Origin of the sequence: Pedobacter sp. L105 (assembly GCF_009765875.1) — a bacterium.
GTDB lineage: Bacteria > Bacteroidota > Bacteroidia > Sphingobacteriales > Sphingobacteriaceae > Pedobacter.
Genome location: NZ_LMUP01000004.1, coordinates 590232 through 607129, shown reverse-complemented (window position 1 = coordinate 607129; position 16898 = coordinate 590232). Strand labels below are relative to the sequence as shown.

The following is a 16898-nucleotide window of genomic DNA, read 5'->3' as shown; positions in this document are numbered from 1 at the left end:
TTTCTATTTAGTAAATTTAATTTTAGTTGATATATAAATTGCACAAGTTTCGGCATTTTTGGAGAATCACGTTAATAATTTTGAAGACAAACGCTTTATTGATTTTATTGGCAGTGCTAAGTATCTTTTATCATTCTGAAGCCTATGCCCAGAATCGTATTCAGCTGCTTGGTACGGTAAAAGATACCACAAAAGTTGGTATCCCCAGTGCCAGTATCCGCCTCATAGCAGGTAAGGATACTTTAAATACCACAACAGATTCTGCCGGCAGGTTTAGGTTTACCGATTTTAAGGGCGATACTTTTCTGCTGATGGTGCGCAGTATAGGTTATCTTCCCTATTATAAAAACTATACCATTAAAACGGGGCATGAGTTATTGCAGCTGCCTTTAGTTACCTTACAGGCAGACCCGCTGCAATTAAAAGAAGTGCGTATTAAGGGGAAAATATTGCCTGTACGTGTGATGCAGGATACAGTGGAGTATAACGCTTCATCTTATGCCATTCACGATCAGGACAGGGTGGAAGATCTCCTTAAACAATTGCCGGGAATGGTTATAGATAAGGATGGCAACGTGACCGCATCAGGAAAACCACTGACCAAAATCCGGGTTAACGGGAAAGATTTTTTTACTGGAAATGTGAAAGAATTTATTTCCCGCCTGCCCGCCGGACTGGTAGATAAGATCCAGGTAGTGGATGATTATGGAGATGAGGCAAATTTTACGGGTATAAAAGAAGGGGAGCCCCAGAAATTACTGAACGTGGTGCTGAAATCTAATAAGAATAGTGGCACGTTTGGTAATGTTAGTGCAAATGCAGGAACCAGCGATCGTTATGGTTTATCATTTAGTGATTATGTGTGGAAAAACACAAAACAAATAGGAATAAATGGAAATGGTACCAATTTAAATAATGGTACCGGAATGAACACCAATGTCAATACGGGGGTAAATTATCGTGATAAGTTTGGGAAAAAGCTGGTTTTAAGTGGTGGCTATAACTTCGGTTATGACCATAGTGCTAATGCATATCAGAACTACAGAGAAACTATCAGTTCCATGGGAACACTTTATACCCAATCCAGCAGTGAGAGTGTCAACAAGGTGAATAACCATAACCTCTACCTGGGTATGCAATCGCAGGATAAGGATGATTTTATGCGGGGAAATATTACTGGTACACTTATAGGCACGGTAGGTAATAGTATCTACGATTCCCAGCAAAGCGGACTAATCAGGCAGAATTTAAATTCAATTAACCATTCTGATACACATGTTCCTGTCATTGATGCAGATTTTAATTTAAGCCATAAGCTCAAGAAAAAAGGCAGATTGATTTCAATGACTGTAAAAGCCAATTCGGGTAAAAATCATAATAGCAATGATTCGAATAACCAGATCGGCTATTTTAATCCGACTACTGGTGAACCGCTCAAAGATTCGCTATTGAATCAGCTGGTAGACAGCCGTAACCGTAACCTTAGCTTAAATGCTGTTTTTACCTATACAGAACCGCTGGGAAATCTGAAAGATTCACTGATAAAAAAACATTTAGATCTTAGCTATAATTTTTCATTTAACCATAATAGCACCGGACTGGAAACCTCCGCTATCGATAACAATGGTTTAACGAGCCGGATAGATTCGCTGAGCAACAGGTATAGCTCAGCATTTATCCAGCATACGCTGGGTGCAACTTATCGTTATGATACCAAAAAACTGAATTACAGCTTAGGCATCAATGCACAACCCTATCTGCTTACGGGTGGTTATGATGGGCAATCTGCTAAAATTAACCGTCCTGGTTTTACGCTGTTCCCTGTGGCGCGGCTAAACTTTATACCTTCCAAAGCCAATGTCTTCAGCTTTTATTATACTGAAAACACCGTTAGGCCTAATCTTAGCCAGCTGCAGCCCGTACCTAATACTCAAAACCTGCAGAATGTGGTCATTGGAAACCCTGATTTAAAAGCAGCTTTAAACCATATCATTAACTTAAGCTATCGCCATGTGAATACGGGCAATGGAAGTGCTTTGCAGCTTGGAATTGGCGGTAGTGCTACACAAAATAAAGTAGTAAGCAACACCATCCTTATTCCTGATACGCTCAATGGCTTAAAACAGCAAACGCGTTATCAAAATACGAACGGGAATTATGGAACCAATGGTAACTATTTATGGACTTTACCTCTCGATAAAAACAAATATACTATCCAGGTGAGAGGAATACTTGGTTATGACCACCGGGTATCTTTTTCGGACGGGATGAAGAATTTTTCCAACGGGGTTAACATTAACCAGTCTGCCGGACTGAAGATCAGCCAGAAATGGGTGACGTTGAATACAGAGTTGAATTATAGCTACGTAGACAATAGCTATTCCCTGGCCTCCACAACCCCTAATAGAATACAGACCTGGGTTGTAAGTGGCGATACAAGGTTTTTTATTACTGGCAGTTTAAGAGTTTCTGCAACGGCTGTAAAGACAGTGAATTCAGGCTATAGCCTGCCTGGTGCCAATACTTTAATCCTTGGAGGGAATGTTGAAAAAATGTTCCTGAAAAGTAAGCAGATCAGTTTAAAGTTTGAGGCAAATGATGTGCTGAACCAAACGAATAACCTTAACCGTACGATTTCCGACAACACCATTTCAGAAAGCAGAAGCAATCAGATCAGCAGGTATTTTATACTGAGCTTTAGCTGGAGACCAGAAAATTTTGATTTCTGACAATACCATTTCAGAAAGCAGAAGTAACCAGATCAGCAGGTATTTCATGCTGATCTGGTTACTGAAGGCTGGAAAATTTTGGTGGCAAAAGCTAAAGGATCTCTAATTCCATTTGAATGTTACAGCGCTCATAAGGTGTGGCACGCCCTGCTATTTTCTTGAAACCTAATTTATGGTATAAGTTAATTGCAGGTTTTAAAATGGTATTGCTTTCCAGGTACAATTTAGTTGCGCCTGCTTGTTTTGCCTGCTGAATAATTGCCTGCCCTAACAACCAGCCGATATTCTTACCCTGCGCTTTTGGCGAAACCGCCATTTTTGCCAGTTCAAAATCATAGTCGGGATCATTCATCTTTACCAGGGCGCATACACCTACAGGTTCATTATGGTACAGCGCCACCAGGATATAACCGCCATTTTTAAGAATATACCCTTCAGGATTGTCCAGCGCTTTATAATCCGTTTCTTCCATCTTAAAATAAGCAGAGATCCATTCCTCATTGAGGGCTTTAAAAGCGTCCTGGTATTTAGGCTGATAGGCTACGGTATTCACATTTTCACTTTCCCTTTTTTTGCGCTGTTCTTTAACCCTGAGCAGCAGGGATTTTTGCTCTAAAACAAACTCCCATTCTTTAATAGCTTCCCATAGGTTGTTGGTGGTTTGTTCGGCGATCTGATCCATGGCACTGCCCAGGTCAATATACTGGTCCTGAATTTTTACTGTAACCTCATTTCCTTTTTTGGAAAGACTAACCATATTCCTTCTGCCGTCTGTTTTGTCTTTTTTTTCTTTAACAAAGCCATGTTTAGACATTTCGCTGATGATCTTACTTACCGAAGGATGAGAATGCCCGATTTCTTTGGCAATGGCAGTAATGGTTTTTTCCTCTCCCTGCGATAACACATAAAATACAGGAAACCATTTTGGCTGGAGGCCGATGCCGTAGAATTGATAAATGTTAGCTGCGTCTTCCGTAATTTTTTCTGTTAGCATCCGCAGGCGACTGCCGATAGCTATTTTTCCTACCTGATCAAAGAAATCCATTGTCGATTATGTAATTAGTTACGCAAATATATCTGGTAAATTTCAACTCCGCAATCTTATAGTGAAATCTGATATTTATCTGACTTTACATAAAAATCCGCTGTTGAGTAAAGAAGGTTTATTATAGGGGAAAGGTGCTCCTTCAGGTGTGGTCATGATAGCTCCGCTAGAGGTAGCAATGGCTTCTCCGGCAGCAGTATCCCATTCCATAGTTGGCCCATGCCGCGAATAAATATGCGCTTTACCTTCGGCAATCAGGCAAAATTTAAGCGAACTTCCTGCGGTGATCGTTTCTACTACAGGATATTTTAAAAGTAAAGCGGTATCTTCTGCTGAGGCATGCGATCTGCTGCCGGCAGCAATCCATTTTTCGGCAGTGGTATCTGCGTGTATTTGTTTTTTATCGCCATTGGCAGATTCTTTCCAGCTTCCGATAGCAGAACCTCCATAATAGAGGTCTCCCGAAACAGGAACATAGATGATGCCGAGCACTGGGGTGTGCTGATGGATTAGCGCGATGTTCACGGTAAATTCGCCATTGTGTTTAATAAACTCTTTGGTACCATCTAATGGATCTACGCACCAATAATATTCCCAGTCTTTTCTAACTGCATAAGGAATGTCTTTGCCCTCTTCAGAAATTATTGGGATGTGAGGGGTCAATCGTGTCAATGCCTCAAAGATCAATTCATGGGCAAGTCTGTCGGCGAGTGTAAGCGGCGACTGGTCTGCCTTTTGGGTCAGCAGCATTTCTTCCTGCGGTGCATGGTATACTGTAAGGATGGCTTTGCCAGCTTCTTTGGCTATATCCAATAATTTTTCTAAGTCAATAGGAGGAAGGGTATGGAAGTTAAACGTCATTTTTATTGATTATTAATTGATAAGCTCAGGCATCTTCTTTTCCTGGTTGCTAAAATAAGACACTTTTAACCTAAACGTCGTTTCAGGCTGGTCTATATTTATAGCTGGTTGATATCATTCTAAGAAGGATAAGAAATTAGCCATCTTTTTTATCTTACTTCGCCATACAAATTAATAAATTGAGAATGTTTACTAATTTAGCTTTTGTGCTGTAATGCTTAACCCTGATATGAAGAAATCTCCATTTGGAAATGAAAAGAACAAAGTTATACGTATAAAAGATATAGCACTAAAAGCACAGGTTTCTGCCGGAACAGTAGATCGGGTAATACATAACCGCGGACGGGTGGCAGAAGATGTGAAAGAACGGGTACTAAAGATCATTAAAGATTTGAATTATGAACCAAATCTGATGGCAAGGATGCTGGGTTCCAAAAAGCAATATCATTTCGCGGCTTTATTTCCGGATCACCATTATGATGCCTACTGGCTGGCACCTAAATCGGGCATAGAAAAAGCAGAACAGGATCTAAAACAATATGGGGTAGTAGTGGAACAATTTGTCTTTGATCCCCACGATGCGGCAGCTTATAAAAAGAAAGCAGAGGAACTTACACAAAAAAATCCTGACGGCATTTTATTATCACCTATCTACTATAAAGAGACATTACCGTTTTTTAAGAAATGGAGTGCGGCTAAAATACCCTTTGTATTGTTTAATACGCAGATAGCCGAGTTCGACCCTTTAAGTTATATCGGACAGGATTCTTACCAAAGTGGTTTGCTGGCAGCCAAGCTGGTGCACCATGGACAGCCATTACCTTGCTCAATTTTGATTGCTCATATTGATGAGAAAATCAGCAATGCGCAGCATTTGGTTAGAAAAGAGCTGGGCTTCAGGAATTACTTTACCCAGCATAACCTGGATCACCAGTACAAAATTTTAAGGGTAGAATTAAAAAGATCAAGCCAATCTGAATTTATTAAAAAACTGGATCATGTTATTGAACATACGATCGATCTGAAACAGATTTTTGTAACTACCTCTCAGGCTTATGATATTGCCAAATACCTGGAGCAAAAACATATTAGCCATATCAAATTGATTGGTTATGACCTGATCCCGCCAAACCTGCATTATTTAAGCAACGGCGCAATCAGCTTTCTGATCAATCAAAACCCAAAAGGACAGGGTTATTGGGGAATTAACCTTTTATCAGACTACCTGGTTTTTAAAAAAGAAGTCCCAATGATTAAATACCTGCCTTTGGATATCGTCACTCAGGAAAACTTAAATTACTTTTTAGACGAAAAGGATCAGGTTTTTATTGACATCTAATCCATTTCTCTGCTTCGCTTTTATGTTTTGATCAGGGTTGTACCAGTCCGGTATGGTGCTTTTTTTATCTTAATTTTTCTTGCCTTCCATATTTTCGGTTGTGCCTTTAATTAAAATATGTGTTCGTACACATCGTGTATGTTTGCTTTATTCCTTTGTTTATTCATTTGAAAAATCCTTTTAGCTAATAAATGAAGCCATCTTTTACTAAATCGAATATTTTCTCTTCCATTTCTCCCTTCATCCTTTGAAAGAACTTGTTATTCGCACGTTTATTCAAAATTTATAAACATTTTCGTGATTTAAATTGATTTATCTTAATAAAAACGGCTTTTAAAAATGGTTTTTATAATAATTGATCAAATGTGTAGAAATATCTCGATATGTGTGCGCACACGCAAAATAAATTTATATATTTGATTTACTGCTCTACCTGTACTTTATGCTTTGTCTTTTTCGATTAATGCATATTAAATTTTGATTGAGCCGATCTGTATGACTTTTTATTCTTACAGAGTTTGAGATAAGGTCTGTTGATCTTGGGTAAATATGACTACGTATTACAGTATAAATCCAATTCAGCATAAAATATATCAGTTAGCACTCTCTAAAACCAATATATAAGAAACCTAAACCTGTTTACAAAAGCAATGAGCAAGCTAATGTGAGCTTTCATATATTCTTTAAAACTAAAAATCCGTATGAAAAAACTTTTACTCATTTTTTTCTTTTTCGCCAGCTGTTATAGCCTTTATGCCCAGGACAGGGTGTTGAAGGGTAAAGTGGTTTCATCAGTAGATGGAGGACCGCTTCCTGGTGTTATTGTATCTGTTAAGGGTACAACAAAACAGGCTGCTTCGGGCCCTGATGGTTTATTTTCGATAAGCATTCCAAAAGGGGCCTTAACTTTAGAGATCCGCTCCATTGGATATCGAACCAGGGAGATCCCGGTAGATCAGACAACTGCAAACCTTAGCATTAGTTTGGTGGAAGATAACCAGCAGCTCGGGGAAGTAGTAGTTACAGGATACACCAATCAAAAGAAAAGCGACCTGACCAGCGCAATTACGGTAGTGTCTGCAGAGAAATTAAAAGATGTGACCAGCAACGACGTAGGGGCAATGCTCCAGGGTAAAGTTGCAGGTTTGCAAGTAGTTAATTCATCTGGCGTACCGGGTGCTGCTTCGGAGATCAGGCTAAGGGGAATTTCTTCTGTGAATGCTTCTCAAAGCCCGTTGTTTGTGGTTGATGGTGTGATTGGCGGGAATTATGATCCCAACGATGTGGAAAGCATTACCGTATTGAAAGATGCAGGTGCCACCGCTATCTACGGTTCGCAGGCAAATGCGGGGGTAATTATTGTCACCACAAAAAAAGCGAAGGACAATAAAACACATTTCGAGTTTAAATCTAATGGTGGTGTAAGAGCCCCTGATTTTGGCGAGATGACCATGATGAACACCAGTCAGCTGTATGAATATCAGAAAGGCCTTTACCGCGATTATGTGCCGGGAGCGGATGATAACTCTTACGTAGTTGATATCCTTAAATTTCATAATGAGCGTCCTGCGTCTATTCTGAATACCAATACCAACTGGTTAACCACCATGTTTAAACCTGAACCCGTACAGAATTATTATTTTTCTGCTTCCGGCAGAACCGAAAAAAACGATTATTATTTCGGTGCTACTTATTATGATGAAAAAGGAACGTTCCTGAATACAGATTACAAACGTATTAACCTGAGGGCCAATTCAACTTATCATTTTACGGATAAGATCACCATGACCAATAATATCAATATAAGCGGTACCATGGGGCACTCTTATGATTACAATGATATTTATTATGCTTACCTGAACTTACCCTGGGATAATCCTTATGGTGCTAACAAAACCCCATTATATGTTGATGGCAATTCAACCTTTAAATGGTGGTCGAGGGATAGCGTAAATCCAATCAATACTATCCAAAATTCAGATCATCCCTATAAAAACTTCGATGTAAACTATGATTTGGGTTTAGACTTACCAATCACCCCATGGTTATCATTTAATACCTCCAACCGTTTATCGGCGAATTACTCGGATAACTCCACTTTTTATAGTCCTCTTGCAGCAGGTACTTATCATGGCACAGGTTATTTGAATAACCAGAGTATCTTAAACTATGGGGGGGTATCCAATGATCTATTCAAGTTCAATTTCCAGCTGGGTGATCATGCCATCAGTGGTTTAGCCGGTATGGCTTTCCAGGGCAACAGGTCGCAATATACCGGAGCTGCCGGTAAAGGTTTACCTGAAGGACTGGATGTCCTGAATGTGGTTTCCAATACGCAGGCTGTAAACGGATACTATGAAGATGCAAAACTGATCTCTTACCTGTCGCAGGTAAACTATAGCTACAAAAGCCGTTACTTCCTGACAGGCTCTTTCAGGATCGATGGATCGTCTGCATTTCCTCCGGGCAACCGCTTTGCGAAGTTCCCTTCAGTATCTGGTGCATGGCTGATCAGTAAAGAGGATTTCTTAAAAGACAGCAGGATCATCGATAATTTAAAACTGCGCTTAAGTTATGGTGTAACCGGAAGTCAGGATATTGGTGCAGGAAGATATTTAGGCCTGTATTCATTATCAAGTCAGTACAATTCTGTGGTAGCGGCAACACCATCACAGCTGGCTAGTCCCAATTTAACCTGGGAAAGTAAATACCAGACCAATGCCGGTTTTGATATAGGCTTATTTAAACGGGTAACTTTAACTGTTGATGCTTACCATAATGTGACCAAAAACCTATTGCTGCAAGTTTCTCAGCCTTTATCTGTAGGGTTTGAAACGCGTTGGGAGAATACAGGACATGTAGTGAACAATGGTCTGGAGATCGGGTTAAATACTACGAACATCAAAACCACAAATTTCCAGTGGAGCACTGATTTTAATATCAACTTTAATAGCAATAAACTTGAAGATTTTCCAAGCCCTATTATCAAAACAGGTTCATGGAGTGTTTCCCAGATCTACCGCAATGGTGGAAACCTGTATGAATTTTACCTGCCAAAATGGTTGGGTGTTAATTCACAGACAGGCGCCCCTCAGTGGGAGGTAGTCACCACAGGTGCTAACGGAAAGGTAACCCGCACAGCAACTTCAAATTATGCCGACGCAACGGCCCAGGAAGTTGGATCTGCATTGCCGAAATTCCAGGGCGGTTTTAACAACGAGTTTAAATACAAGAACTTCTCCCTGCGCGTGAATGCTTATTATATCTACGGAAATAAAGTATACAGCAATGACCTTACTTTTGTGATGAATGATGGTCATGAGCCCTACCAAAACCAGATCGTAGCACCAAAAGGTACTGTGTACTGGACCAAACCAGGTGATATTGCTACAGAGCCAAGCCCTCAGAATGCAGCCAATTCTACTGATGCTTCTTCAAGGTATATCAAAAATGGCAGCTACCTGAATATCCGTAATATCAGCTTTGGTTATTCATTGCCAAAAGCGGTGGTTAAAAAATGGAGAATGGATGATGTGAGTTTGGCTTTAGGTGTTGATAACGTACACACCTTTACCAGTTTTGTTGGCCAGGATCCGCAAACAACCATCACTCCCGGAACTTATGCCACACCCGGTGTGTCGGATTTTAAGTATCCCAATAACCGCCAGTATATTTTGTCTATTAACGTAAGATTTTAAGACTGAGATCATGAAACACAAACTACTCCTCATATCGGGTTTATTTGCATTGTCGCTTGCCGGCTGTAAATTAGACTCAAATCCTACCGATTCGGTAACTACTGCCTCTTTAACCAGCACTTCAGATGGTTTACTCAATGCCGTAAATGGCGCCTATTCCTTGTTTAAAGACCATGTGGCCTTTAACGGAACCAGTGATGATAACAACATGTACCTGCGACAATATTACCAGATGTCTGATTTTGCAGGCGACGATATTGTATGTGCACAGGTAACTACAGATCCTTTATTTTTAAGTTTTTCACTGGAGCATTCCCCAGCACAAACCAATGCACGTTATTTCTGGTTTATCTCCTATAAGATCATCAATGACTGTAATACTGTAATTGAACTGGGAGAGAAACAGGCTAATCCAAGTGTAGCTACACAACAGCTGATAGGTGAATGTTATTTCCTGCGTGCATTCTGCCATTTTAACCTGGCGCGTTTATTTGCAAAACCTTATACTGTTGATCCCTCAGCTCCGGGGGTAATATTGAGGACCTCATCAACAGATAATCCTCAAAAAGCAAGGGCTACTGTAAAAGAGGTCTATGAGTCTGTAACGGCAGATGCTACTAAAGCAGCAACGTTAATGAACCAGTCGCGCGGTGTAAACTATGCCACTAAAGAAGCTGCATGGGCGTTATTGTCAAGAGTAGCCTTGTACCAGGAAGATAATGACAATGCAATCAGCTGGGCTACCAAAGTGATCAGCTCCGGGAAATTCACAGAATCTTCTGCAACTGCTTTTCCAACGCTTTTTGCCAATGCTGCATCCAATCCGGAAACTATTTTCTGTATCGCCTTTACTACGTTGGATGATTACGGAAAGTTTGGTTCTATCGCTTCGCAACTGTACTCTAATGGCAACTCAGGATGGGGAGAAGAATATGCTTCTGTACCCTTGCGTACACTTTATGCGCAGCACCCCGAAGATGTTCGTACCTCTTATATTGTTCCTTTAAAAGATTCTACTGGCACCATCCAACAGAAGAATGGTATCGATATCTATTACATTACTAAATTCTCAGGACAGGGAGGAAGCCCTACGCTAAGCTCCCCGGTGATGTTCCGCCTGTCGGAAATGTACCTGAACAGGGCAGAGGCCGAAGCCAAGCTTGGTCAGACTGGTGCAGCACTGGCCGATGTAGATATGATCAGGAAAAACAGGGGGCTGGAAAATTTCTTGTATAACGGGGCAGTACCGAATAATTCTACAGGTTTAAATACCGTTTTGCAGGAAAGAAGACTGGAACTGGCTTTTGAAGGACATCGCACTTATGATGTATACCGCAATAAGCAAAATATGGACAGAACTTATTGGGGATATCATTTAGCGGGATTAAAGGAAACAGATATTGACCTGAGTACTTTACCTGTTAATTATGCCAATATGATTATCCCTTATACCAGCACTAAAATTATTTATTACCTGCCGGTAGATGAAATCCTGTCCAATAGTTTAGCTACGCAAAACCCTTAATTGATCAGCCATGAAAGAATTTAAATACATAAAGGGTCTTTTATTGTTCGCAGCATTGCTGACGATGAACTCCTGTAAAAAGAACAATGATGTTGATGTTAATGATGTCTATTTTTCTGTCCTGAGCACCGGTTATACGGTTACTTTTACCAATGCGACAAAAGATGCAAAATCATACCGATGGGATTTCGGTGACAAGACCAGCTCTACCGATGCCAATCCGGTACACGTGTACCAAACCAAAGGTAAGTTTGTCGCTACTTTATATGTTACGCAGAACAGCGGGACTACCATTAGCGGCTCTACCATTGTAAACGTGTCCAAGAGCTCACCAATTAAACTGGATGACAGTTCACTGGCCGATTGGGATACGATATCTACCGTTGTGGTTTCTACTGCCAAAGGCGGTATTGTAAAAAAAGCAAAATTTGATTACGATAGCCAGAATGTGTATATCTATATGGAGATTGCCACAACCGTTAATGCGGGAAATATTTTTGATTTTTACCTGGATACTGATAACAGTGCAACTACAGGCCTGCTTACGGGTGATATCCCGGGAGGAGGTTACGATTACCTGCTGGAAGGGCCTTTATTGTCTACAGCCAATGGTTTGGTACAGTATCTGCATACCGGCGGACAAGCTGATTTTGCCTTTTCACCGCAGTCTATACCCGAATATTATAAACTTGGTACTGTAGTAGAAGCAAATGGAATAGTGAAATTTGAGATGGCACTGGTACGTAGCAAAATAGGTGGCTTAACCGGTAAAGGATTGTCTTTCGGGATCATTGTGAGCGATAGCGGATATAACCCGCTGGGCCAGATGCCGGATGCAGGCTCAAATGCGATTAAATTAAATATTAGTCAATAATCCCTATGGAATCAACTCCTGTTAGCGGTAACCGCCTGATCTCTCTGGATGTAATGCGTGGTCTGATCATGATCTTACTGGCCGGCGAAAGCTGCCTGGTGTATGTTGCGCTGAAAGATATGCATTTTGGGATTGCTGCTGATGTGGTGATCGACCAGTTTTTTCATCATCCATGGCATGGTCTGCACTTCTGGGATTTGGTGCAGCCTGCCTTTATGCTCATGGCCGGATCTGCGATGTACATTTCCTATGTTTCGAAAAGTAAGAAAGGAATTAGCTGGGAGCAGAATTTTAAACATATCCTGATCCGTTCGTTAAAACTGTTTTTACTGGGGACTGGTTTACATTGTATCTATGCAGGTAAAATGGTATGGGAACTATGGAATGTGTTAACCCAGCTTTCTGTGACCAGTATTATAGCCTATCTAATTATCAAAAGATCCTTTTGGTTTCAACTGGGTTTTTCCCTGGCGCTGCTGGTGTTTACCGATGTATTATACCGCACGGTGCTGATGCCTGGTTTTGACCAGCCTTATGCCGAGTTTCACAACTTTGGCGCCTGGATAGATACAGTGTTAATGGGTAAGATCAATACCGACGGATGGGTGGCTATCAATATTATTCCAACGGCTGCACATACCATCTGGGGAGTGCTTGCAGGAAAATTGCTGATCTCCCCTTTCCCTGCCACTAAGAAAATCACTTATCTGGTTATCGCCGGCCTGGCAGGACTGGCACTGGGTTTTGGTCTCGATCTAACTCATATCACCCCAATTATCAAAAGGATCAGTACCAGTTCATTTGCACTGGCTTCCGGAGGATGGGTATTGCTGATGATGGCTTTCCTGTACTGGCTGGTTGATGTAAAACAGGTAAACAAATATGCATGGGTTTGTATAGTGGTAGGGATGAATGCGATTTTCATGTATATCTTTTTTGAAACAGTGGGCAGTCAGTGGTTCAATGGGGCAGTTGGGATTTTTATAAAAGGAATATTCGGCTTTGCCGGTATCCATGGTCCGGTAACGGCTTTACTGTCTGCATTGGTTACCCTTTTTGCCGAGTGGTCTATCTGCTACTGGTTATATAAACACAAATTGTTTATCAAAATATAATTAAATGATAAAATATTGGTACTGTGCAATACTGTTGATAAGTGTTAACCTCTGTATCTCCGCACAAGAGAAAGTAACTATAACATCGAAGGCTATACCTTTGGAAAATGGAGAAAAGTGGTTTGGAGGTACAGTGGACGATGGTTCAAAGATGCCTTTTGAAAATGGCTATTCCTTTAATCTTTACGGGAACAATAAAGACAACCAGGCCGCTCCTTTATTGTTATCGAACAAAGGCAGGTACGTATGGAGCAATCAGCCTTTTGAATTTACATTTAAAGACAATCAGCTGTTGATTACCCATGCTTTAGGAGAAGTGATCCTGGAAAAAGCCGGAAATTCATTGGCAGAGGCTTTTAAAGCAGTGAGCCGGAGTCAATTTGCCGCCAGCGGTAAAATGCCGGATACTTTATTGTTTACTCAACCTCAGTATAATACCTGGATAGAGCTGGTCTACAACCAGAACCAGACAGATATTCTAAAATATGCGCACCAGATTATTGACCATGGTTTTGTTCCCGGGGTACTCATGATCGATGATAACTGGGCCGATCATTATGGGAAGTTCAGTTTTAGAAAAGACAGGTTTCCTGATGCACAAAAAATGATTGCAGAACTCCATCAGCTGGGTTTTAAGGTCATGATCTGGGTGAGCCCATTTATCAGTCCTGATACGCAGGTGTTCAGGGAGTTGCTGGCACAGAAACTTCTTTTGTTAGATAAAAAAGGTAATAATGAATTAACATGGCAAACTGCCACAGAACCGGCTATTATCACCTGGTGGAATGGCTATAGCGCCGAAATGGATTTTACTAATCCCGATGCCGTAAAGTGGTACCATGCACAATTACAATACATGGCAGATACTTATGGAGTAGACGGATTTAAGTTTGACGCGGGGGATGTAGAGTTTTACCCTGAAAACGCCATCACCTTTAAAAAAGCTACCCCAAATGAACAATGTGAACTATGGGGACAGTTTGCAGGCTGTTATCCATTAAATGAATACCGTGCCATGTGGAAAAGAGGGGGGCAGCCGCTGGCAGAAAGGTTAAGGGATAAAAAACACAATTGGGCAGATCTGCAAAAGCTAATTCCTAATGCCATGAGTGCCGGTCTGTTAGGCTATCAGTTTACCTGCCCGGATATGATTGGCGGAGGGGAATACGGCTCATTTATTGGCTTGAATAAGCTCGATCAGGAATTGCTGGTCCGCTCTGCACAATGTGCCGCTTTAATGCCTATGATGCAGTTTTCTGTAGCTCCCTGGCGGGTGCTGGACAGCATCCATCTGCAGGCTGTGAAAAAGGCAGTAGCGATACGGTTGAAATATACACCCTACCTGCTTACTGTAGTTAAAAGTTCTGCACGGAGTGGTGAGCCGGTTGCGAGAAGCCTGGAATATGAATTTCCAAATCAAGGATATGAGGAGATCAAAGATCAGTTTATGCTGGGCAGCAGATACATGGTTGCACCTATGCTGGCTAAAGGCAGCAGCCGTAAAGTAATATTTCCAAAAGGAAAATGGAAAGATCAGGAAGGACATGTGTTTAAAGGGCCGCTGCTGAAACAAGTAGCTGTTCCATTGGCTGATTTATTGGTCTATGAAAAAATCAGCAATTAAGATTTTAATGTTGCTCTCCAAATTCAATAACAATAAAACTATGAGGTTCTATTCTAAAAGACAATTTTTACTACTGTGTATCATCATTGGATCAATTCAAGGCTATGCCCAGATGAGTTATCCCGGGCTAAAACCCGGTGCAGCTGCGATCAAAAAAAGCGGTAACCAGATTGATATAGAGAACAGTGTATTGAGGTTAAGCTTTCAGGTGAACAATGGTAAAATAACTGCCGGCAGCTTTGAAGATAAGGAAGGGCATCAGCAAGTAGCCTTACGCCAGGCGCCGCTTTTTGAATTGACATTAGCAGGAGGAAAAGTGATCAGTTCCAACGATTTCACCCTGGTTCAAACGCCGGAAATAATAAGTATAAACGGAGAGCCAAACAGTGAAGTTGAAGCGAGCAAAAAGGACGGTAAAAAATATAGTGCCGATCTGGAGAATACCAGGTTAGGCTTAAAAATACACTGGGAAGCCAGTTTGCATAACGGAGCTAATTATATCAGACAGCTGTTCACCTTTATGCCAAATGATTCGGTGAAGATTTTAAAGATTACATTGATTAAACTGCCTGCTGCGGGGATAAAAATAGAAGGTACCGTTGATGGCTCACCTTTGGTATATCACAATCTGTTTTTCTCAGTAGAACATCCCATGAGCCAGACGCTGGCAGGTAAAAGTTTTATCACTGCCTATTTACCTCGTTTGGAAGCTATTCATGCCGGTGCGCCTCTTAGCCTGTCTTCAGTTTGGGGTACTACTCCAGCAGGACAGTTGCGCAGGGGATTTTTATATTATGTAGAAAATGAACGCGCCCATCCTTATCGCCAGGTACTGCATTATAATTCCTGGTTCGACCTTTCATGGCAAGACAGGAAGATGAATGAAAAAGATTGTCTGGACAGGATACAGGTATTCAAAGATAGCCTTATTGATAAAAGGAACGTGAAAATGGATGCTTTCCTGTTCGATGACGGATGGGATGATAACAAAACATTATGGCAATTCAATTCAGGCTTTCCTGATGGATTTAGCAAAATGACAGCTGCAGCAAAGGCTGCCGGTGCAGGTATTGGTGTCTGGATCTCGCCATGGGGCGGATATGATGATCCTAAAATTCAGCGCCTGGCTTTTGGTAAAAAACAAAGCCCTCCATTTGAAACCAATGAGAATGGCTTTTCCCTAACAGGTCCTGTTTATAACCGGCGGTTCAGGGAAGTGACCACATCATTTATTAAAAATTACAATGTGTCTATGTTTAAATTTGATGGTGTAGGCGCAGGCAATGGGGCAAGTGGTGCCAGTATCACTTATCAAAAAGACATAGAAGCTTTTTTAAAACTGATTACAGCATTAAGAACTGAAAAACCAGATCTTTATTTAAGTTTAACTGTGGGCACCTGGCCTTCGGTATACTGGCTGAATTATGGAGATGCCATCTGGCGTGCCGGTGAGGATACCGGACTGGCTGGTGATGGGCCAAAAAGACAGCAATGGATCACCTATAAAGATGCACAAGCCTATCAGAATATTGTAAAACGCGGGCCTTTGTTCCCTTTAAACGCAATCATGTACCATGGGATCTGTATAGCAGAAAATGGCTTGCCGGGTAAACTGGAAATGGATAACAAGAATATTGCCGATGAGATCTGGGCCTTTTTTGGTACCGGAACAGGTTTGCAGGAACTATATGTGAATCCTCATTTGCTCAATACCGCCGACTGGGATTGTCTCAAAAAAGCCGCCAATTGGTCTAAAGCCCACAAAAAAGCCCTGGCTGATATTCACTGGGTAGGTGGCAACCCGGTAAAAGGAGAAGTATATGGTTATGCAGGATGGGCAGATCAAAAAGGGGTAATGACTTTACGTAACCCTACCGGTCTCGCAAAAACGTTTACAGTAAATGTGAAACAAGCCCTGGATATTCCGGGAAGTTTAACAGATAATTACCAGTTCTTTGATGCCAGGGGTGGTGACAAAGTATATAAAGGGCGTTCATTCCAGGTAAAACTTGCCCCTTATGAGGTAAAAGTAATGGATGCAAAAACTCTATAAATTAAATTAGCACAAAATAAATATCAGGTTATCGG

Annotated in this window: 10 protein-coding genes; 8 read left to right on the top strand and 2 right to left on the bottom strand. The window is 41.2% G+C overall.

All coding sequences use genetic code 11. The features are described 5' to 3' along the window. The first annotated feature begins 80 nt into the window (after positions 1-80). On the top strand, positions 81-2729 hold the full coding sequence (locus tag GSQ84_RS07790; protein WP_158796685.1) for a TonB-dependent receptor: 2649 nt from the start codon (positions 81-83) through the stop codon (positions 2727-2729). A 91-nt stretch (positions 2730-2820) separates the two neighbouring features. Here GSQ84_RS07790 and GSQ84_RS07785 read toward each other — a convergent pair whose 3' ends face one another. Further along, on the bottom strand, positions 2821-3774 hold the full coding sequence (locus tag GSQ84_RS07785) for a bifunctional helix-turn-helix transcriptional regulator/GNAT family N-acetyltransferase (RefSeq protein WP_158796684.1): 954 nt from the start codon (positions 3772-3774) through the stop codon (positions 2821-2823). Between the two features lie 75 nt (positions 3775-3849). Continuing rightward, positions 3850-4635: a 3'(2'),5'-bisphosphate nucleotidase CysQ gene (cysQ, locus tag GSQ84_RS07780; protein WP_158796683.1), complete on the bottom strand. Its 786-nt coding sequence runs from the start codon at positions 4633-4635 to the stop codon at positions 3850-3852. Positions 4636-4864: 229 nt separating this feature from the next. Between cysQ and GSQ84_RS07775 the strand changes: the two genes are divergently transcribed. The 7 genes from GSQ84_RS07775 (at position 4865) to GSQ84_RS07745 (ending at position 16863) form a co-directional block, all read left to right on the top strand. Then, positions 4865-5974: a substrate-binding domain-containing protein gene (locus tag GSQ84_RS07775; protein WP_158796682.1), complete on the top strand. Its 1110-nt coding sequence runs from the start codon at positions 4865-4867 to the stop codon at positions 5972-5974. Between the two features lie 701 nt (positions 5975-6675). Continuing rightward, positions 6676-9672 carry a SusC/RagA family TonB-linked outer membrane protein gene (locus GSQ84_RS07770; protein ID WP_158796681.1) on the top strand — a complete coding sequence of 999 codons (2997 nt, stop codon included), beginning with the start codon at positions 6676-6678 and terminating at the stop codon, positions 9670-9672. Between the two features lie 10 nt (positions 9673-9682). After that, a complete protein-coding gene (locus tag GSQ84_RS07765; RefSeq protein WP_158796680.1) occupies positions 9683-11197 on the top strand; it encodes a RagB/SusD family nutrient uptake outer membrane protein in 1515 nt (504 codons plus the stop codon). A 10-nt stretch (positions 11198-11207) separates the two neighbouring features. Continuing rightward, positions 11208-12071, top strand: a complete 864-nt coding sequence (locus GSQ84_RS07760) for a PKD domain-containing protein (RefSeq protein ID WP_158796679.1) — start codon at positions 11208-11210, stop codon at positions 12069-12071. A 5-nt stretch (positions 12072-12076) separates the two neighbouring features. Next, positions 12077-13186, top strand: a complete 1110-nt coding sequence (locus GSQ84_RS07755; RefSeq protein ID WP_158796678.1) for an acyltransferase family protein — start codon at positions 12077-12079, stop codon at positions 13184-13186. A 4-nt stretch (positions 13187-13190) separates the two neighbouring features. Then, positions 13191-14810 carry a glycoside hydrolase family 31 protein gene (locus GSQ84_RS07750; RefSeq protein ID WP_158796677.1) on the top strand — a complete coding sequence of 540 codons (1620 nt, stop codon included), beginning with the start codon at positions 13191-13193 and terminating at the stop codon, positions 14808-14810. 40 nt (positions 14811-14850) lie between these two features. Beyond that, positions 14851-16863 (top strand): hypothetical protein, encoded by a 2013-nt coding sequence (locus GSQ84_RS07745; protein ID WP_158796676.1) that lies wholly within the window; start codon positions 14851-14853, stop codon positions 16861-16863. The last annotated feature ends 35 nt before the right edge of the window (positions 16864-16898 follow it).

Coding starts and splice junctions, on each gene's coding strand:
- GSQ84_RS07785 (WP_158796684.1), bottom strand. CDS start 3,774: ATGGATTTCTTTGATCAGGTAGGAAAAATAGCTATCGGCAGTCGCCTG.
- cysQ (WP_158796683.1), bottom strand. CDS start 4,635: ATGACGTTTAACTTCCATACCCTTCCTCCTATTGACTTAGAAAAATTA.
- GSQ84_RS07775 (WP_158796682.1), top strand. CDS start 4,865: ATGAAGAAATCTCCATTTGGAAATGAAAAGAACAAAGTTATACGTATA.
- GSQ84_RS07770 (WP_158796681.1), top strand. CDS start 6,676: ATGAAAAAACTTTTACTCATTTTTTTCTTTTTCGCCAGCTGTTATAGC.
- GSQ84_RS07765 (WP_158796680.1), top strand. CDS start 9,683: ATGAAACACAAACTACTCCTCATATCGGGTTTATTTGCATTGTCGCTT.
- GSQ84_RS07760 (WP_158796679.1), top strand. CDS start 11,208: ATGAAAGAATTTAAATACATAAAGGGTCTTTTATTGTTCGCAGCATTG.
- GSQ84_RS07755 (WP_158796678.1), top strand. CDS start 12,077: ATGGAATCAACTCCTGTTAGCGGTAACCGCCTGATCTCTCTGGATGTA.
- GSQ84_RS07750 (WP_158796677.1), top strand. CDS start 13,191: ATGATAAAATATTGGTACTGTGCAATACTGTTGATAAGTGTTAACCTC.
- GSQ84_RS07745 (WP_158796676.1), top strand. CDS start 14,851: ATGAGGTTCTATTCTAAAAGACAATTTTTACTACTGTGTATCATCATT.